Below are 17,498 nucleotides of genomic sequence, written 5' to 3'. Positions count from 1 at the left end.
ACATGATGTGGGTTCTTGCGCGCGATGAAGATGCTCTTGCGCGCGATGAAGATGCTCTTGCGTGCGATGAAGACGCTCTTGCGTGCGATGAAGATGCTCTTGCGTGCGATGAAGATGCTCTTGCGTGCGATGAAGATGCTCTTGCGTGCGATGAAGATGCTCTTGCGCGCGATGAAGATGCTCTTGCGTGCGATGAAGATGCTCTTGCGTGCGATGAAGGTGCTCTTGCGTGCGATGAAGGTGCTCTTGCGTGCGATGAAGATGCTCTTGCGTGCGATGAAGATGCTCTTACGTGCGATGAAGATGCTCTTGCGTGCGATGAAGATGCTCTTGCGTGCGAATCACGCACTGAAGGCGTGATTCGCTCGTACAAAAAGAAGCAGCATCACTGCATGTCTGCAATGATCTGCTTCTTCTCTTGATCTGATACGTAATTGCGATGGTTGAACACTTGATATCCGTTTTTTCTTACAGTCGGAAGGATGGCCCGATACATTTTGGCGGCGCCTCCTACTGGTGTGCGTGAATACAAAGGGTATTCAGGTAATGTTTTCATCGCCTTGTCATAGTAGGCTTCGGCATCGGCGGCCAAGTCTTCCCACATGCTGATAAAGGCTTGATTTACCTTTTTCTTTTTCAGGTCAAAAAAAGTGTAGCCATGCTGATCCATCACTTCTTGTGGTAAGTAAATACGGTCGATCTCCATGTCTTCGCCTATATCTCTTAGTATGTTAGTAATTTGCATGGCGTAGCCGAGTTCAATCGCTCCTTGGCGGAGAGCAGCGACTTTTCCTGGAGCAATGACAGGGAGAAGCATCAGACCGACGGTACTTGCTACATGATAGCAATAATCTAATAAATCCTCTTTCGTACAGATGGTGGTCGGATACAGGTCCATGCGTTGACCTTTGATCATGTCATAATAGGGCTCAGGATCGATAGAGAAATGTCTGAACACATCATCGAGCGCGATCCAGGAAGGGTCTTTGAGTTCAAGCTTCCCTTCCATGAAATGATCAAATTGTTGGGAGAAAGATTCGAGTTCTGTTTTTGGGTTAATTCCTTCATCTACGATATCATCGACACGACGGCAAAAGGCATAAATCGCCCAAACCGCTCTTTTCTGCTGTTTGGGAAGCATAGCGAATGCTTTTGAGAACGTTTTGGAATGCTTTTCGATTACTTCGCGGCAATGATCGTATGCTTGGTTTAAGTCCGTCATCACTAAACACCTCGCTTGTAATTATGCCTTTCTTTAACACCATATTGCAAATTATCTGCCAACAATTTTGCTCCTTGCATGACAATTGGAACACCACCGCCTGGATGAATCGAAGCTCCAACCGCATACACATTCCCTAACGCATACGGCTGCAGCTGCGGTCGAAACACCCCGGATTGGAAAAGAGTCGGCGCGATTCCGAAGCTGCCTCCTGCATACAAACCTTCCCGTTCAGCATCTTCAGGGGTTCGGACATGCATCCATTCGATATGTTTTCTCAAGCCCGGAAACCCGCGTGCTTCCATTTCATCGATGATGCTTTCAATCAATTGGTCTTTCTTCCCCCAATCCACCGACTCTCCTGTCGGCACAGGAATCAATGTGTAGAGCACACCTTTTCCATCAGGTGCGAGAGAAGGATCCACTAAGGACGGATGGAAGGTATAAAATGACGGATCATCCGGCAATTGCTTTTCAACAAACACTTGACGCATATGGCGGTCAAAGTCACGAGACATGAAAAACTGGTGGATGGAGTCATTCTCATACGTACGGTCAAGTCCCATATAAAGTAAGAGACAACCAGAGGAAGGAGTATATTTCCGTTGAAGCTGCTTTTCAGCGGGCATAATTTTGTCCATCAGAGGGAAATCACCGTTCAAGATCAATTCATCGAACTTGATTTTTTCTCCTCCTGCCGTTATGGATAATGCTCTATCCTTGTTTGTTTCTACACCTTCTACAGGCATTCCTTTATAAATATGAACCCCTCTTTTTTCCAACTCTTCCTCGATGATTTCAACAAGATGAGCATAGCCGCCTTTCATGTACCAGATGCCGTGCTCATGTTCACTGTAAGACACGAGCGAATACATCGCCGGCGACTGTTCCGGATGACCTCCGATGTACAACGTTTGTAACGTATAGGCTTCGACGAGACGCTCATCATCGAAATAACTGCGCATCATTTTTTTAACGTTCTGGTAAGCTTTTAATTTGATCAATGTTTTCAAGTTTTTACGGGAGAAAAAGGTTCGCTTGTCTACGAACGATTTTTCGAGAAACTGCGCTTTCCCCTGTAAAAACCGTGTCCGCATATCGCTTAAGAACCTGTCGAAATGAATCTCATTGCCAGGGAACTTTTCCTTTAATTCCGCTTTTTGTTTTTCGGTATCTGAATATTTGTTGAACGTCGTCCCGTCAGGAAAATGGATATTATAGAGAGGGTCGCAAGGAATCAATGGAATACGGTCCCTGGAAATGCCGCCGTCTTCTAAAATACTTAGAAGCATGTCAGGCAGAAGAACGATCGTGGGACCCTGGTCGATTTTGAACTCGCCATGCCGTTCGTACGTAAGCCTGCCTCCGAGCACGTCTTTCTTTTCATATATGGAGATCTTGCGGTCAGGGTCGTTGGATAAAAGCAGAGCCGTTACAAGACCGCCAATGCCTCCGCCGACAATCGTCGTTGTTGTCATATCGGCTGCACCTCCTCTTCCCTGATCCATCCGGTCGTTATCCTGGCCGATTCAAGGATGGTCGGCAATCCGCTTCCTGGATGGGTTCCCCCACCGACGAGCCAGCAATGATCAAGTTCCTGAAACCTGTTGTGCGGCCGGAAGTACATCATCTGGGAAAGTTGGTGACCAAGACTGAACGTCGCACCCTGGTGGACAAAATGATCGGTTTCCCACTGTTTCGGAGTGAGGACTTTTTCTTCAACGACGTGGCTACGAATATCGGTGAACCCTGTTTTTTTCTCGATTTCGTCATAGATTAATGATTTGAATGTTTCCTGCTTATCCTCCCAATCAATCTCAGAATAATTGTTTGGAACAGGAGCTAATATATAAACGGCTGAATGACCCTCAGGTGCGAGCGTCGGGTCGGTCACGCTTGCGTTATGGATATAGATGGATGGCTCGTCGGATAATACGAGGTCTTTCGTCATCTCATTTACATTCTTCTGGTAATCTTCCGCAAAAAGAATCGTATGATGCGGCATATCGTACACCTTGTCGAGACCGACATAGATCATGAACGTCGAACATGAAAACTTCTTCTTTTGGAGCTTTTCTTTGGAATGGCGGCGCAGGACACCGTCATCGACTAAACGGGTCATCGCTTCAGCGAAGTCCGCATTGATGATGTATTCATCCGCGTGTACCGTTTCCCCGGAGTCGAGGACAAGCCCCGTTATCTCCTTACCTGATACATTGATTTTCTGCACACCTTCATTCAAATGTATTTGTCCTCCGTGTTCCTCCGTCACTTCCGCCATCGCTTTCGACAGTTGATTGACCCCTCCGATTGGGTGAAACACTCCCCACTCATGTTCCATGTACGAGAGGATGGAAAAGGCGCCCGGACATTCCCACGGCGACATGCCTAAGTACTTCGCCTGAAATGTGAACGCAATTTTCAGCCGTTCATCAGTAAAGTAATCGGAAAGGACGTCATAGACCGATTTACCGAGTGAAAGCTTTGGTAGTGCTTTCAGCGCCCGCTTACTCATATAGTCGGTCAGCTTGTTATGTTTCGTTTGTAAAAGAGGCATGAGTGCCTGCATTTTTTCCCTAGTGTCCTTCATGAAGTTTTCATAACCCGCCTCATTGCCCGGGAAATGCTCAGAGATCACCTCAAGCATTTTTTCCCGTTCCCGGTACATCGGCACCCTTTTTCCGTCGAATTGAAGTTCATACATAGGGGAAAGCTCTTTCAAATCCATGTAATCGTGAACATTCCTCCCGGACATTTCAAAGATTTCCTCCATGATCTGAGGCATACTCAAAAATGTCGGACCGATATCGAATGTATAATCCCCGAGCGTAAAATGACCGTTCCTTCCGCCCACATAGGATTGTTTTTCATAGACATGAACGTCATAGCCTTTAGCTGCAAGGATCATCGCTGAGGCTAAGCCTCCAGGTCCTGCTCCGATTATGGCGATTTTTTTCATAACCATCCACCTTCTCTCTTGAACTTCTACTGTACAATCATTATACAAAATATGTACAAATACAGCCATTGATCCAACTTCACCAATGTGCTCTGCCAATTTTTCCATTTCTTTATACTCATTTTTTACCCTTCAGGCGGATGTTATAACCCTCTACTTCAGTAAAGTACTACTTTCGCTTCTGTTTCTTGATATTCCTCCTAACGGTACAGGGTGGTTTTATGACAAGGATAATAAAGGGAATCGAGGGGATAATATGGTCGAAGGAGGCATGGTTATGTATTCAAATCAAAGGATTTCCGGTCCTTATTACCCTTCCCATTCGACCCATCACCCACCACACAACCAATACAGCAACGAACAATTGAACCATTGGTGTGAGGAGCTAGATCAGTGTGATCATCACCAGGAACAACGGTCGGACAGCATGCACCAAAAAAGTAAAATCACAAAACTTTCGCCCCCGACCTTCATGATTTGATGAAGCTGGGTAGATGACCATACACAGCCCCTCCCACGTGCATAGGCTACAAATGTAACAACAGGAGGTGAGCTTATGTACGGAGGCTATCCTTACGGAGGAAGACGGTGCCACAGACCACGACGTTACGGCAATAACTTCGCCTTGATCGTCGTATTGTTCATCCTATTGATCATCGTAGGTGCAGCATTTTACTGCTAACCACTGATTTGTGCTTGAAAAAGAAACGCCAAGCATAAGACGAGGGACGGGAGGATGTCCTTTCCACCAAACTTGTCCAGCGTCTTATGGAGAAAGTAGAGGTAGTCGCTGAGAGAGGATGGGAGAAAAGACAACCCTCTCCCCTCTTTACAAGACTCATCTTTATTCTTTTTCCTAAAAAAGGACACAGCCTTATCGGCTGTGTCCTTTTTAATTAGTGGACCGGTTTGTTTTCGAAAACGGTGATTAACTCCTCAGCGGGCAGTGGCTTGCTGTAGAAATACCCTTGGATCTCATCACACTTTTCACTTTTAAGAAAATCCCATTGTTCGGCGGTCTCTACGCCTTCTGCAATCACCTTCATATTCAATGAATGAGACATGTGGATGATCGATTTTACGATCGCCTGGTTTTGCTCCTGGTTTTCACTGATGAAAACTTTATCGATTTTCAACTTACTCACAGGAAAACGGCTCAAGTATTTGAGTGATGAATATCCCGTCCCGAAATCATCGATGGAGACATGGACACCTAGGTTCCGGAGTTCATTCAGTGTTTGGATGATGTACTCTTCGTTGGTCATCGCCATGGATTCAGTAATTTCAAGCTCCAGATACATCGGGTCGAGGCCGGTTTCTTTCAGTATCTGTTTCACCCGATGGACAAGGTCCTTTTGTAAAAACTGCAGGGCTGAGAGGTTCACACCAACAATGACTGCCGGATACCCTTCTTCCTGCCATTGTTTATTTTGACGACACGCTTCCCGTATGACCCAATCACCGATTTCGAAGATCTGGCCATTTTTTTCTGCGACCGGTATGAAGGTCGCCGGAGAAATCCTTCCTTTTTCCGGATGGTTCCAGCGAATTAAAGCTTCAAGACCGACGATTTTTCCTGTGTGTATGCTTTTTTGTGGTTGATAATGCAGTTCCAGTTGATTGCCTTTTAAGGCTTTACGCAGTTCTGAATCGATGGAAAGCATTTGTTCAAACTCTTCACTGATCGATGTGTTATAGCAAAGATAATCATTGCGATGCTTTTCTTTGACGGTGTACATCGCACTGTCTGCCTGCTTGATAAGATCTCCAGCTGTCTTTCCATGCTCCGGGTAAAGGCTAATTCCAATGCTTACGGATGTGTACAACTCATACCCGTCGATGATGACAGGCTTCCGGAAAGCTTCAATCAGCTTTTGCGCCAATAACTCTGCATCGGTCTGATGGTTCACATGCCTCTGCAGGACAAGGAACTCATCCCCACCCATACGAGCAATGAATGTATCTGCATCTTGGTGCAATTTCAAACGCGAAGCACATGCTTTCAACAGTTCATCCCCGAAAGAATAACCGAGGGTGTCATTGATTTGTTTGAAATAATCAAGGTCGATGAAGTGGACAGCAAGCCCGTCCTTCTCTTCGATCGCCTCTTTGACCATATCCATGAAGTAATAGCGGTTGGGAAGGTCCGTCAGTTCATCATAATAGGACATGAATTCAATTTTTTTCTCGTTATGTACACGTTCAGTAATGTCCCGAACGATCGCCACGCGTAAAACACGATCGTCCTGAGGATAAGGGTGGGCGAGGACTTCGATATAAAAAGGGGTCCCATCTTTCTTAATCGCCTTCAGCACATAAGGCTGTTCAGGGTAGCTAAGAAAAAGCTTGTGCAGCGCTTCGTGTTCACCTTCTTCTGTGAGCGTGAACGCGTCCTGCTTCATAAGTTCTTCTTTTTCGTAACCGAACATGTGTGCAAGCGTGTCATCACAATCAATGATCTTTCCTTTTTCGTGAATGACCATCCCCTCGGATGGAACCGTTAACCGTTGACTCATCTTTTTCTTAACTTCGAACGTTTGATCGAGCATCGGGACGGCGTGGAGAAAAATGGCGTAAAGAGAGCTGTTTTTCTCCACTTCCCGGCATTGAACTTTATACAATGGACCTCCTGATGGGGGGAGATCCACCAACTTCGGGGTTTCTTCCTTTTTCAGTTGATGAAAATCAAGGAGGTCGACGAGTGACTGGACATCCCCGTCGATCAATTCTCCCGCTTTGTCATTGAACCGAAGCAGTTCCCCTTCTTCATCTACAAAAAGCAGGGCATCATTCATTTGTTGAAAAATCCAATCATCTATAGGTAATGCAAGCTCTTTCAAACGGTCCGACATAAGTGTGCCCCCTAAACAGCTGTGTTCTAACCAATAATGATTCTTTCTCTAGGATAATGAAATTTCCCTTGAGCTTTATCATGTTTCTTGAATGAGAATAAAAATGTCAATAATCCGATTCGTCCTAAGAACATGAGCAGCATAAGCACGACTTTTCCAAAGGAAGAAAGGCCTGGCGTGATGCCGAGGGATAACCCAACGGTTCCGAACGCCGAACAGACCTCGAAAACGAGTTCATTCAGTGTAAAAGGTTCTGTGATGGTCAGAGTGATAACAGCGCTGAAGCAGACGAATAAGGCGACGATCGTGACGACAACCGCTTTATTCAAGTCTTCTGGATGAACTTCTCTTCTGAACAATCGGATATTGTTCCCGCCCCTGGCAAAGGTCAATACGAAGATGACCACAAGAGCGAATGTCGTCGTCCGGATCCCGCCTCCCACACTACTCGGGGAAGCACCGATAAACATCAAGGAAGACATGAACAGCTGGGTTTGTTCTGTAAATTGATTGATATCCATCGTGGAGAGACCACCACTTCTCGTTGTGACAGACTGGAACAAGGCATAAAAGAAAATTTCATGCCAGGACTTGTCTGTAAAGAAATGATTGCTTTCTAAAATGATGATCATGATTGTCCCTAATACAACCAAGGCAAAGAAAGTAAAAGTCGTCAGTTTGGCAAACAATGAAAAACGAATCGTTTTCTCTTCATGATTTTGCATCAAATATTGTTTGACCTCGATCAGAACCGGGAAACCGATGGCTCCGGCAATGATGAGGATGATGTTGATGAATTGCACAAAATAATCATCACGAAACGGGATCAATGATTGGCCCGTGATGTCAAAGCCACCGTTCGTCATCGCACTAATCGTACCGAAGAAACCCTGCAAATAAGCTTCGCCTGGTTCATAGTACTGAAGAAAATACGTACCCAGGACAAGGAAACCGACCAGTTCGATCACCAATACAACGATAACGATTTGTTTCACAAGTCTTACCATCCCGGCGAAGGACGTCTGGTTCTGGTCTGTCATAATCAAACGGCGTTCTTTCAAACCGATTTTCTTCCCGAGCATCAACCAGATCAACGTACCTAAGGTCATCACACCGATCCCTCCGAATTGGAGAACAATCGCCAGGATGAAATAGCCCGTCGTACTAAACGTTTCCGCTGTCGGCAGGGTGGTCAAACCTGTGACACTGACCGCACTGACCGCCGTGAATAAAACATCGATAAATTCAACTTTGACCCCATCCCGGTGCGCCACAGGAAGTGCAATCAATATAGAGGATATGGTCACCGCGACCATATAATATAATGCGATTAATTGGAATGGCGATAAGTCATTCAGCCATCGCAGGCTCTTTCTTCTCACCCACATAAAGTAAAACTCCTTTGATGTTGCCAGGTCTAATGGATGTCTATCACCACTATTAGTATAGCAGGATGTTCGACAAATTACTTCCGTTTTTTTAAAAATCTAAGACATTTGAACTAATACACACGTCGGAGGCGTCTGATATTCAGACGCCTCCAACCCTATGCTTATGCTTTTGATTCCTGGCCACGCTTTTTGAATTCTTCTAAGAGGTCTTCTCCCTGATAGCCTTCGTCCATCAATTGCTTTAACACCCACTCCACTTGTTCCTGCTGCCGATCTACAATCGTTCCCATGAAAATGACATTCATACGGTCGCCGATCATGTTGACGTCAATCGGTTTCACGAGGAAAGTCGCTGGACGGTTGCTTTGTTTCGTAATCTTCACTTGTATGATGATTTCTTCTTGATTTTCTTTCATCGTTTCAAAGAAGTCGCGATAACTCTCATCGACGTACGCCTCAATCACCCAACGACCGTGATCATCTTCCCTGTTGATGATCAAACCATCTTCGAGCTTGATGCGTCTTTGAGTGATATCCTCATGCTTTTCTTCCACGATATCCAATGAAATCAGTTTAAAGGTTTTCATTCGAATGACCTCCGAGAATGATAATTATCTCCATTATAGAACACGGAGAGGACTGGAGCAAAGACTGATTCCGACCTTTTTTTATCCACCGATATAAGACATTTCGATTTTATTCTCTTTCATCGGCTTCCCTTGGGCCCTGTCGACTGAATATTGATCGGTACGACCTGTCCAAATCGCGAGCAAATAGTCCGTAATTGTTTCATCATCTTCCCCATCACGAAGCATGGTTTTCAAATCATACCCGGATGAAGCAAACAGACAGGTAAACAAGTTTCCGTCTGCGGATAGACGGGCCCTCGTACAGCTCGAGCAAAACGCTTCCGTCACGGATGAGATTACTCCGATCTCTCCCGAACCATCTTCATAACGGTAACGGGAAGCCACTTCTCCATAGTAATTCGGATCCTGAGCCACGAGCGGCATTTCTTGATCGATTTGTTCGATGATCCATTTTTTCGAAACGACGGCATCCATATTCCAGCCGTTGTGGTTGCCGACCTCCATGAATTCAATAAAGCGCAGCGTATCGCCGGTCCCTTTGAAATAGCGCGCCATCGGCAGGATTTGGTCTTCATTCATTCCATTTTTCACGACCATGTTGATTTTAATCTTTAAACCCGCGTCTCTTGCGGCTTCGATCCCTTTCAACACCGGTTTCGTTTTGATGCCGCGTCCATTCGTTTCCTGGAAAACGTGATCTTCAATCGCATCAAGGCTGATGTTCACACGATCAAGCCCTGCATCCTTCAGTTTTTGAGCCTGCCTGACAAGAAAGACCGCGTTCGTGGTGACGGCAATATCTTCGATGCCATCGATTTCTTTTAACCAGCGCACGAGATCCGCAAGGTCTTTCCTCATCAAAGGTTCGCCTCCGGTCAGGCGTATTTTTTCCACGCCGAATTGGGCGAAGACCTTCGCAAGCCGTACGATTTCATCAAAACTCAGGAGTTCTTCTTTTGGTAAAAAAGCATAATCCGGACCGAAAATTTCTGCCGGCATACAGTATGTACATCGGAAATTGCATTGATCGATCACTGATATTCTTAAATCCTTGATGGGACGACCGAGTTGATCAATGATGTGTGAATCGATAAGATCACCCCTCCTCAAAATATTCTTGTCCGCTTTGATCTTCTAAAAGGATCGCTTCTACAGCATCTCCTTTTTTAAATCCTCTCGTTCCTCCGGGAAGCACAAGAAAAGCGTTTGTTCCAGCCAGGGATGTAACGACATTCGACTTGTCCATCCCCGCTGGAGAGACCATCACTTTCCCTTCCTCGTAGTGAATCTTCCCACGCACGAAACGGGCGAAAGGATTCGGCTTGGGGAAATCTTCTCCGAGTGTTGCTTTGATACGTGTATGGAAAGGCTCGGGGTTTCCAAGCAACTTTTGAATGATTGGATAGGTGAATAGTTCAAAACCGACATAACAAGCGGACGGATTGCCGCTTAATCCATAAAGCAGCTGGCCATCAAGCTCAGCGACGGTCGTCACACTACCAGGGCGCATCGCAACTTTATTGAAAAGCACCTGAGCCCCTAGTTTTTCATAAATGTCCGGCATGAGGTCATAATCACCGACAGATACGCCTCCTGTCGTAATCAAAAGATCATAATTTAGAGAACGGGAAACGGCACGAAAACAAGCGTCAAAGTCATCCACCAGTTTCCCTAAAAAGTGACCATCCGCTCCTGCGCGTTCGATTTGGGATAAAATCATGGGAGCATTGGAGTTGCGGATCTTCCCTGGCTGAAGCGGTTCATCTACGTCAAGCAGCTCTGTTCCCGTTGCAAAAACGCCGATTTTCGGCTTTCGATAAACCTTCACCTCTGGATACCCGAATGTAGCGAGGAGTGCTTTGACACCAGGATTGATACGCGTGCCTGCCTCGACGAGCACTGTCCCCTCTTCTGTCTCGGATCCTTTACCGATAATATTCTGGTCCTGATCCATCGATCGCTTTAATGTCATGTAAGAGATGCCTTGTTCTTCATAGGTTTGGCAGATTTCAAACATTGCGACACAATCCGCACCCTCAGGAATCTCTGCCCCTGTCATGATACGGACGGCTTCCCCTTTTTCTACCGGTTTACTTGCGAGCTGGCCGGCACCAATGGTTTCCGTTACACGGAAGCCGCCTGGATTTTCTCTCGATAAATCCTTCGTATCTTCTGAGCGTAAAGCAAATCCGTCGTAAGGGGATTTGTTGAAAGGAGGAACAGGATGCGTAGCAAGTAAGTCTTCAGCTAACCTGCGTCCATCACTTTTCTCAAGAGGAACGGCTTCGGACCTTCCTTCTTTATTATAGTTCATAACCCTGTCTACAGCTTGTGGTACAGGGAGTGGATTTCTATGTAAGTTCATCTTCGATCCTTCCTTTACTAACGTCTTCCTTTGAACATATAGGAATATTCGTATTTTTTCAAAGATTGTATGTATGATTTACTTCTTTTCCCTAATGGTTTGGTAAATAAACACTCATCTTGTAAATCGCTGGAAGGTTTTCGTTATAATATCAGTGTTTTCAGTGTTTTATCAGTATCTGACAAATAATATTAAAAGCCCGAAGCAACGGCTCCGGGCTGAGTTTTGGTTAAATGGGATCGTACACATTGACGACGTGGTTGATCGCTGTCTCATCCTGCTTTTTCCCACGTCTTTCTTCTTTACGCGCATGCTTTTTCTCATTACTCTTCGTTATTTTCTTATTCCCTGATGCCATGTTCATTCACTCCCCTCCTTCCTATTGTTCCAACGAAGAAAGGATTTTATGACAAAACCTCTGCCTGACAGGCAGAGGTTTCATTGGTTATATCCGTGTGTATTTGCTTTTCACATCATTGATTTTCTGGTCGATCTGCCGGCTGCGTCGTTTTGATTTTTCGACAGAGGCGGCATTCGCACGTTCAATAATGATGGTAAAAAGAATCATATGGATTCTCATGTTTTTTCCTCCTCTTTGTACTGAGGCTAAGCGGTATCCTTCTCAACATTCAACCAGTTCATAAAAGCCATTCTCAGCAATTCTCCCATTGTCATCATCTCCTTAATATTTGTAGGTGTTACATGTAACGGCTGAATGCAGATTTCCGATCAAGCCACTGGTCTTTCGCCGTCGGTCGGTACCCGGGTAACGGCTGACAACTTTTCTGCTTGTTTTTTGCGACGGTAATCGTAAAAATGAAAAATTGAATCGTCATGAAAATCACCTCATTTCAAAGTGTAATATTTATATCTAAAGAGTAAAATTACTCTTAGATAGCATAAGAAAAAGCCGCAGGGCATACTGCGGCTTTCGAAGAAATCTCTCCACTAAAAAAGCCACAGGAATACAATATGCATCTCCTGCGGCTGATATGAGTGCTTTTTTATAAAATAGTCGTAGATCTCAGATACGGATCTCCGCGCAGGTCGATGGTATGAAATTGTTTTGGTTTTGTGTCATCCAGTTTTTCATGTTTTCCGACCTCGCTTTCTGAGAAATTTTTCTTACACTGGAAATTATATAGGACGTTTTACGGAAAGTAAAGCCTATTCCCAAAATATTCTTGACTTTTTTAGATGGGCAGAAAAATTCCTGCCCATAACGCCCCTGCTCTGATTCAATGTATGAAGGGCCAGAGGAAGTTATGCCAACTCATCATCATCTTGCAAATATTTTTCGATTTTCAAATCCAATTCATGCAATCGCTTCAATGCTTCGCTTTTGTCCATTTGTTTGTAATGATGCAACCCCATCGGCTGCTCATCCTTTTCATCGGCTTTCGCTACAACATGTTGAAGCGGCGTTCTTTTTTCATCAAGACCAAACGGCAGGTAGCTGTCCGTGTGGAGAAGAACAGCCACAGACACTTCCTTCGCGACGAGACGGTCTTCGCCGAGACGGATCAGGAGCTTATGGGCCCGTTCTGCGCCCTTGATCGCATGGATATCAGATTTCCGGTATTCATCATAATCCCATTTCCCATCCCGGTACCACTCATAATGGCCCATGTCATGGAGCAAAGCTGATTTCGTAGCAAGATCAGGGTCCACTCCCTTTTTCAATGCCATATCAAATGCGTATCCTGCAACGGTGACCGCGTGGTTGATTCCTGAGCGCTGCAAGTACTTTTGTGTAATGCGGTGTTTGAACACATCGACGAGTGTCACTCTTTTCATACGATCACCTCCAATTTTTTAAAAAAGATCATATCATGATTACCCATTTAGAACAAGATTCCACTCGTTGATTCGCAGCTTTCGGAGAGCTTGGAGTGGAAAGTATCTTTTCAGACGACGTTTAATACAGTCATTGATTTCACATTCCTATGGAAGTTTACCCTATAATAGAAAAAGGAAACGATTCCGGGGAGGGATAAACATGACAAGAATGAACGAAACGGTACTCATCACAGGCGTTGCTCAGGGCATTGGGCGTGGATTAGCTATAGCTTATGCGGAGAAAGGATACCGGGTGATTGGCTGTGATGTGAATGAAGAAAAAGGTCGGGAAACGATAAAAGAAGTGGATGGTGTATTCGTGCGTTGTGATGTAAGTGATCCAGAAGAGGTCGAAGTTCTTTTCCAAAAAATAAAAGAGCCTTTTTCCATTTTGATCAACAACGCCGGCGTTAGTGAATTCAAATCGATGTTCGAATTGGACGTGAATGAATGGGACCATGTGCTGAATACAAACCTGCGCAGCTGTTTCCTTTTTTCAAAATATGCAGCTGAACGATGGAAAAAGGATAAGATTCCTGGACGAATTGTGAATATGGCATCTACGAGGGCGTTCATGTCTGAGCCTGACTCGGAAGCTTATGCGGCAAGTAAAGGAGGCCTTTTCGCGCTTACCCATGCGATGGCCGCTTCTTTATCTCCCTACAACATCCGGGTGAACAGCATCAGTCCGGGTTGGATTCATACAGGCGATCCTCATGAATTGAGAGATGTCGATCATGACCAGCACTTATCCAATCGTGTAGGTACGGTCGATGATATTGCAAAAGCTTGTTTTTATTTGACGGATGAGGCGAATGATTTTGTGAATGGAGAAAACGTGACCGTTGATGGCGGAATGACTCGAAAAATGATTTATGAACATTGATGATGGCGAAATGTTTAGTATAAGTTTTGTAGGGGTAGTGATATAGCAACAAAACATTACGGAGGTGACGACAGTGAATGAGCTGTCTTCTTACCAAATCACATTGAATCGCCCGTTAAAAACAAACCAGATTATGAAAGTGTACAAAACAATTTCGAAAAATGGGTGTGACTTATACTTACATCAAAATCAGCTGATTGCTGATGCTGGGCACCTTCCGAAATTATTATCATTTTTTCTATTCATGGATAAGGAAGAGTCATTCGTCATGATCATCGATGGCGAGTGTGTAGATGATGTTTACAACGAAATCGAAGACGAATGGGAGGATCATATTGCGGAGAGTACGTGCCGCAGAAAATACAATGATGCGATGGTTGAAAACGAAACTTCTATCTTAGTATAACGTTTGTACAATTATCTTAATAACCGTTGTACGATGGAAATGTCGAATGATAGTGAACCTTCTTCCGAGCGAAGGAGTGATCATCTTTGATTTTACGACTATCCAGAGACTCCTTCGCATCCCTTTTATACATAAGACGAAACCCGCTCCTTTTACAAGGAAGCGGGTTTCTTTTGGGCATACGTGTGTTCTTTTTTGTAAAAATTCATCCGGAACTGCAGAAATCCTAAGAGGATGATAAGAGAAAACGCCAAGAAAATGTTGCTGTAAACCGCCGTCGTGCCTTCAAACCCTAACCAGTTGAACGGCTGGTTAGGGTTGAATACGTCGAGCGCTTTTCCAATCAAAGCGCCACTTAGAGCACCGGATACGAAGTTGAGCAGGTTGAACACTCCCATTCCAACTCCTGTTTCATTTTTGTGTAAAATGTTCGCCAGGATGTCAGCGGACGATGCCTGCACGAGTGGAAAGCTCATGTAAGCAATGATGATCGCTGCACTTACGATATACGGATGTGCGCCGACAAGTGTAGACAAAACGACAAATCCGGTCCCTAGTAAGCCCAGGGCCATATAAAGAACGAACGTGTTCCCTTTTGAATCGACGAGATTCCCACCTTTTTGTCCCATCAATGCTGCACTCAATGCCCCTGGAAAAAGGACGAGACCGATCATCATCGTTCCAAGTCCATAAGCATCACGGAACATGATCGGCAGCATGAACATCATGCCGAACAAACACACGACACCGAGAAAACTTGTAATGATGGTGGCTCTGTACTGATTGCTTTTGAATAGATGAGCAGGTATAAATGGTTCGTCGATCGCCTTCATGCGCCATAAATTCAAAACAAAGAACAGAACCGTAAACAAGAACAGCCAAGTGATCCCGAGGGTAATCCCAAGCATAAGCGTAGAAATCACTCCGGCGATTAAAGCAGCACCGAGATAATCGATGTACCCTTTTTTCGACTCTTCTTGAGGCAGGTTTTTACGCAAGAATGGCAAAGTAATAATAATCATCGCAGACGTTAAGAACAAATACCGCCAATCAAGAAAACCTGCAATAAATCCACCGGCAATCGGGCCCACACCTGAGGCGAAAGCCATGACAGATGAGACGATTCCCAGCACTTTCCCACGCTCATTCGGAAAATAACGAATCGGCGCCAAGAATACGAGCGCCGGAATCATTGCCCCGCCTACCGCCTGGATCACTCTTGCCAGCAGGACCATCCCATAGTTTTGAGCAAAAAAGCCGAACAAAGAGCCGGCACAAAAAATGCTGAGTCCAAACGTAATCAACGTTCGATATGGATAGTAATCGGCCAGTTTTCCGTAAGTGAGAGCCCCGACGGCATAGACCATAATATATCCTGTCATGACCCAGCTGACTTCCGATGGCATCAGTTGATACGTTTTTGCTATATCGGGAACAGCGATGTTGAACATCGTTCCATTCATCACTGACATCATCATAACCGCGCAAAGGGAGATCAATAATCCCTTTGGGTTACGTACTTGTTGTTCTTCTTTCATGTTTTGATCTCCCCTCCATTATTTCGTTACCCGAAATGATTCTACACGACATCCTTATCAAAAGCAACGGCCAAACCTCACATCTACGCATTTAGTTTTTTTATCATAAGCTCCCTTTAGTTGATGACTCAGTTTCGAGACTTTTGATGAGCGGATCGGGGATCCTGGGGATGGCTCGCTTTCCGCGGGAGTGCGTTGAGCCTCCTCGGACTGCCGTCCTGCGGGGTCTCACCAAGCACTCTCTTCCCGCAGGAGTCTCACCATCCCCAGAAGCCCCTTGCTGTAATAAGAATCTCGAAACAATCTCCAAACAACAGGGATTTTATGTCTCAAATTCCTACAATGACAGGATTTAGGTGTGATTTCACCCGGACTTGGCAGGTTACTTTGAAGGGGATTTCGAGAACCTCATATGTCAAAGGGGCGGAGGGAATCGGTGAGATGGTATCTCGAAACCACTTCTGCCTTTCATGCTTAAGGGAAGTGAAGAAATATATACTTGTAGGCAGGTATTATCATCGTGATCGCTTTATATAGAGCATTTTATGCCTATCACAAATAAGGATGGAAGCCTCTCCTTCTGAGCGTAGGGGTTCGTTCATCACTTCGAATGGGGTGGTTGGGAAGCTGCGAGACTCCCGCGGGAATGGATTGGCTGGCGAGACCCCGCAGAGCTTTAGCTCGAGGAGGCTTGCCGCCATCCCCGCAGGAAAGCGAGTAGCTTCCCAACCACCCCTGCCACTCAACTTAGCAACGAACCCCTGTTACCTCGAAATAAAGCCGTTATAACTTTCAAGCTTGCTAAAATTTAAATGGGCGGAAAATTCAGATATAATGGAGGAGAAACTTCAAAAAGGAGTGATTGGATGTACGATGTAGCGATTATCGGGGCCGGACCGGCCGGTGCCAGTGCCGGACTTTTCACCGCAAAAGCCGGTAAGAAAACGATTCTTTTTGATAACGGAAAGAGCATTACTGCCAAAGCATGGGTCGAAAACCATTATGGCGTCGATCCGATCGAAGGTCCGAAACTATTGGAGCAAGGCCAGAAACAGGCACAGAAATTCGGGGCGGAAATCGTCCAGGATGACGTCGCCGCGATTGAAGAAAAAGGAGAACTCTATGTCATTCAAACATCCGAAGGTAGTTATGAAGCGTCCCACGTCATTTTTGCGACAGGCATGTCTGTAAAAGCGGCGGAAGCTTTTGGACTTGATGTTGTCGAAGGAACCGAGCCTCGCGTGGCAAAAATCATCGAGACCGACAATCACGGACGTACGTCGAAGCCGAAAGTGTGGGCCGCGGGCACCGTTGCTGGTGTGAGTGTCCATACGATTGTTACATCTGGTGACGGAGCGAAAGTCGCCATCAATGTCATTAGTGAGCTGAATGGCAAGCGTTATGTCGACCATGACGTGCTGGGTAAATAATTTTGGAATATACAAAACGA

General features: G+C 45.3%; 19 protein-coding genes. 6 read left to right on the top strand and 13 right to left on the bottom strand.

The genetic code is table 11. The features are described 5' to 3' along the window. Window positions 1-5 precede the first annotated feature (5 nt). Window positions 6-422, top strand: coding sequence for a hypothetical protein (locus tag ACJA3J_RS09010; protein ID WP_406946095.1), 417 nt, complete (start codon window positions 6-8; stop codon window positions 420-422). Here ACJA3J_RS09010 and ACJA3J_RS09005 read toward each other — a convergent pair. The 3 genes from ACJA3J_RS09005 to ACJA3J_RS08995 are packed head-to-tail and all read right to left on the bottom strand — an operon-like array spanning window position 386 to window position 4,181. Then, window positions 386-1,222 carry a phytoene/squalene synthase family protein gene (locus ACJA3J_RS09005; protein ID WP_406946094.1) on the bottom strand — a complete coding sequence of 279 codons (837 nt, stop codon included), beginning with the start codon at window positions 1,220-1,222 and terminating at the stop codon, window positions 386-388. The two genes, ACJA3J_RS09010 and ACJA3J_RS09005, sit on opposite strands and share 37 nt — an antisense overlap. 2 nt (window positions 1,223-1,224) lie before the next feature. Then, window positions 1,225-2,700: a phytoene desaturase family protein gene (locus ACJA3J_RS09000; RefSeq protein WP_406946093.1), complete on the bottom strand. Its 1,476-nt coding sequence runs from the start codon at window positions 2,698-2,700 to the stop codon at window positions 1,225-1,227. Further along, a complete protein-coding gene (locus ACJA3J_RS08995; protein WP_406946287.1) occupies window positions 2,697-4,181 on the bottom strand; it encodes a phytoene desaturase family protein in 1,485 nt (494 codons plus the stop codon). Before ACJA3J_RS08995 ends, ACJA3J_RS09000 begins: the two co-directional genes overlap by 4 nt. Window positions 4,182-4,458: 277 nt before the next feature. Here ACJA3J_RS08995 and ACJA3J_RS08990 point away from each other — a divergent pair, with 277 nt between their 5' ends. Together ACJA3J_RS08990 and ACJA3J_RS08985 are read left to right on the top strand one after the other, a co-directional pair. Then, window positions 4,459-4,662: a hypothetical protein gene (locus tag ACJA3J_RS08990; protein ID WP_406946092.1), complete on the top strand. Its 204-nt coding sequence runs from the start codon at window positions 4,459-4,461 to the stop codon at window positions 4,660-4,662. Between the two features lie 75 nt (window positions 4,663-4,737). Further along, window positions 4,738-4,863: a YjcZ family sporulation protein gene (locus tag ACJA3J_RS08985; protein ID WP_089654777.1), complete on the top strand. Its 126-nt coding sequence runs from the start codon at window positions 4,738-4,740 to the stop codon at window positions 4,861-4,863. A 214-nt stretch (window positions 4,864-5,077) separates the two neighbouring features. Here ACJA3J_RS08985 and ACJA3J_RS08980 read toward each other — a convergent pair whose 3' ends face one another. The 9 genes from ACJA3J_RS08980 to ACJA3J_RS08940 form a co-directional block, all read right to left on the bottom strand. After that, window positions 5,078-7,033, bottom strand: a complete 1,956-nt coding sequence (locus ACJA3J_RS08980) for an EAL domain-containing protein (protein ID WP_406946091.1) — start codon at window positions 7,031-7,033, stop codon at window positions 5,078-5,080. A gap of 26 nt (window positions 7,034-7,059) precedes the next feature. Next, window positions 7,060-8,421 (bottom strand): TrkH family potassium uptake protein, encoded by a 1,362-nt coding sequence (locus ACJA3J_RS08975; RefSeq protein ID WP_115822183.1) that lies wholly within the window; start codon window positions 8,419-8,421, stop codon window positions 7,060-7,062. A 164-nt stretch (window positions 8,422-8,585) separates the two neighbouring features. Beyond that, window positions 8,586-9,011: a YwpF-like family protein gene (locus tag ACJA3J_RS08970; protein WP_089654780.1), complete on the bottom strand. Its 426-nt coding sequence runs from the start codon at window positions 9,009-9,011 to the stop codon at window positions 8,586-8,588. 81 nt (window positions 9,012-9,092) lie between these two features. After that, entirely contained in the window at window positions 9,093-10,124 is a 1,032-nt protein-coding gene (gene moaA, locus ACJA3J_RS08965; protein ID WP_406946090.1) for a GTP 3',8-cyclase MoaA, read from the bottom strand. Beyond that, a complete protein-coding gene (glp, locus tag ACJA3J_RS08960; RefSeq protein ID WP_406946089.1) occupies window positions 10,111-11,379 on the bottom strand; it encodes a gephyrin-like molybdotransferase Glp in 1,269 nt (422 codons plus the stop codon). Before glp ends, moaA begins: the two co-directional genes overlap by 14 nt. Before the next feature lie 229 nt (window positions 11,380-11,608). After that, window positions 11,609-11,743 (bottom strand): hypothetical protein, encoded by a 135-nt coding sequence (locus ACJA3J_RS08955; RefSeq protein WP_258871683.1) that lies wholly within the window; start codon window positions 11,741-11,743, stop codon window positions 11,609-11,611. An 81-nt stretch (window positions 11,744-11,824) separates the two neighbouring features. Then, on the bottom strand, window positions 11,825-11,959 hold the full coding sequence (locus tag ACJA3J_RS08950; protein ID WP_406946088.1) for a hypothetical protein: 135 nt from the start codon (window positions 11,957-11,959) through the stop codon (window positions 11,825-11,827). Between the two features lie 118 nt (window positions 11,960-12,077). Continuing rightward, the gene (locus tag ACJA3J_RS08945; RefSeq protein WP_167356131.1) at window positions 12,078-12,215 is read right to left on the bottom strand and encodes a hypothetical protein; all 138 of its coding nucleotides are present in this window, start codon (window positions 12,213-12,215) and stop codon (window positions 12,078-12,080) included. Between the two features lie 427 nt (window positions 12,216-12,642). Next, window positions 12,643-13,176 carry an HD domain-containing protein gene (locus ACJA3J_RS08940; protein WP_406946087.1) on the bottom strand — a complete coding sequence of 178 codons (534 nt, stop codon included), beginning with the start codon at window positions 13,174-13,176 and terminating at the stop codon, window positions 12,643-12,645. 202 nt (window positions 13,177-13,378) lie between these two features. Between ACJA3J_RS08940 and ACJA3J_RS08935 the strand changes: the two genes are divergently transcribed. After that, window positions 13,379-14,104, top strand: a complete 726-nt coding sequence (locus ACJA3J_RS08935) for an SDR family NAD(P)-dependent oxidoreductase (protein WP_406946086.1) — start codon at window positions 13,379-13,381, stop codon at window positions 14,102-14,104. A 73-nt stretch (window positions 14,105-14,177) separates the two neighbouring features. Next, window positions 14,178-14,510, top strand: a complete 333-nt coding sequence (locus tag ACJA3J_RS08930) for a hypothetical protein (protein ID WP_089654784.1) — start codon at window positions 14,178-14,180, stop codon at window positions 14,508-14,510. A 152-nt stretch (window positions 14,511-14,662) separates the two neighbouring features. Here the strand turns inward: ACJA3J_RS08930 and ACJA3J_RS08925 are convergent, their stop codons facing one another. Next, a complete protein-coding gene (locus tag ACJA3J_RS08925) occupies window positions 14,663-16,048 on the bottom strand; it encodes an MFS transporter (RefSeq protein WP_406946085.1) in 1,386 nt (461 codons plus the stop codon). Window positions 16,049-16,914: 866 nt separating this feature from the next. On the opposite strand from ACJA3J_RS08925, the gene ACJA3J_RS08920 reads away from it, so the two are divergent. After that, a complete protein-coding gene (locus tag ACJA3J_RS08920; RefSeq protein WP_406946084.1) occupies window positions 16,915-17,478 on the top strand; it encodes an FAD-dependent oxidoreductase in 564 nt (187 codons plus the stop codon). Window positions 17,479-17,498 lie beyond the last annotated feature (20 nt).

Origin of the sequence: Halobacillus sp. SY10 (genome assembly GCF_045401165.1) — a bacterium.
GTDB classification, from domain to species: domain Bacteria; phylum Bacillota; class Bacilli; order Bacillales; family Halobacillaceae; genus Halobacillus; species Halobacillus aidingensis.
The sequence above is the reverse complement of the archived record's forward strand: the minus strand, read 5'-3'. Positions and strand labels throughout refer to the sequence as shown.

What these genes read in the sequence shown, in the direction of transcription:
- ACJA3J_RS08925 (WP_406946085.1), bottom strand. Translation starts at nt 16,048, where the DNA reads ATGAAAGAAGAACAACAAGTACGTAACCCAAAGGGATTATTGATCTCC.
- ACJA3J_RS08940 (WP_406946087.1), bottom strand. Translation starts at nt 13,176, where the DNA reads ATGAAAAGAGTGACACTCGTCGATGTGTTCAAACACCGCATTACACAA.
- glp (WP_406946089.1), bottom strand. Translation starts at nt 11,379, where the DNA reads ATGAACTTACATAGAAATCCACTCCCTGTACCACAAGCTGTAGACAGG.
- ACJA3J_RS08985 (WP_089654777.1), top strand. Translation starts at nt 4,738, where the DNA reads ATGTACGGAGGCTATCCTTACGGAGGAAGACGGTGCCACAGACCACGA.
- ACJA3J_RS09010 (WP_406946095.1), top strand. Translation starts at nt 6, where the DNA reads ATGTGGGTTCTTGCGCGCGATGAAGATGCTCTTGCGCGCGATGAAGAT.
- ACJA3J_RS08945 (WP_167356131.1), bottom strand. Translation starts at nt 12,215, where the DNA reads ATGACGATTCAATTTTTCATTTTTACGATTACCGTCGCAAAAAACAAG.
- ACJA3J_RS08920 (WP_406946084.1), top strand. Translation starts at nt 16,915, where the DNA reads ATGTACGATGTAGCGATTATCGGGGCCGGACCGGCCGGTGCCAGTGCC.
- ACJA3J_RS08935 (WP_406946086.1), top strand. Translation starts at nt 13,379, where the DNA reads ATGACAAGAATGAACGAAACGGTACTCATCACAGGCGTTGCTCAGGGC.
- ACJA3J_RS08990 (WP_406946092.1), top strand. Translation starts at nt 4,459, where the DNA reads ATGTATTCAAATCAAAGGATTTCCGGTCCTTATTACCCTTCCCATTCG.
- ACJA3J_RS09005 (WP_406946094.1), bottom strand. Translation starts at nt 1,222, where the DNA reads ATGACGGACTTAAACCAAGCATACGATCATTGCCGCGAAGTAATCGAA.
- ACJA3J_RS08980 (WP_406946091.1), bottom strand. Translation starts at nt 7,033, where the DNA reads ATGTCGGACCGTTTGAAAGAGCTTGCATTACCTATAGATGATTGGATT.
- ACJA3J_RS08975 (WP_115822183.1), bottom strand. Translation starts at nt 8,421, where the DNA reads ATGTGGGTGAGAAGAAAGAGCCTGCGATGGCTGAATGACTTATCGCCA.
- ACJA3J_RS09000 (WP_406946093.1), bottom strand. Translation starts at nt 2,700, where the DNA reads ATGACAACAACGACGATTGTCGGCGGAGGCATTGGCGGTCTTGTAACG.
- ACJA3J_RS08995 (WP_406946287.1), bottom strand. Translation starts at nt 4,181, where the DNA reads ATGAAAAAAATCGCCATAATCGGAGCAGGACCTGGAGGCTTAGCCTCA.
- ACJA3J_RS08970 (WP_089654780.1), bottom strand. Translation starts at nt 9,011, where the DNA reads ATGAAAACCTTTAAACTGATTTCATTGGATATCGTGGAAGAAAAGCAT.
- ACJA3J_RS08955 (WP_258871683.1), bottom strand. Translation starts at nt 11,743, where the DNA reads ATGAACATGGCATCAGGGAATAAGAAAATAACGAAGAGTAATGAGAAA.
- ACJA3J_RS08950 (WP_406946088.1), bottom strand. Translation starts at nt 11,959, where the DNA reads ATGAGAATCCATATGATTCTTTTTACCATCATTATTGAACGTGCGAAT.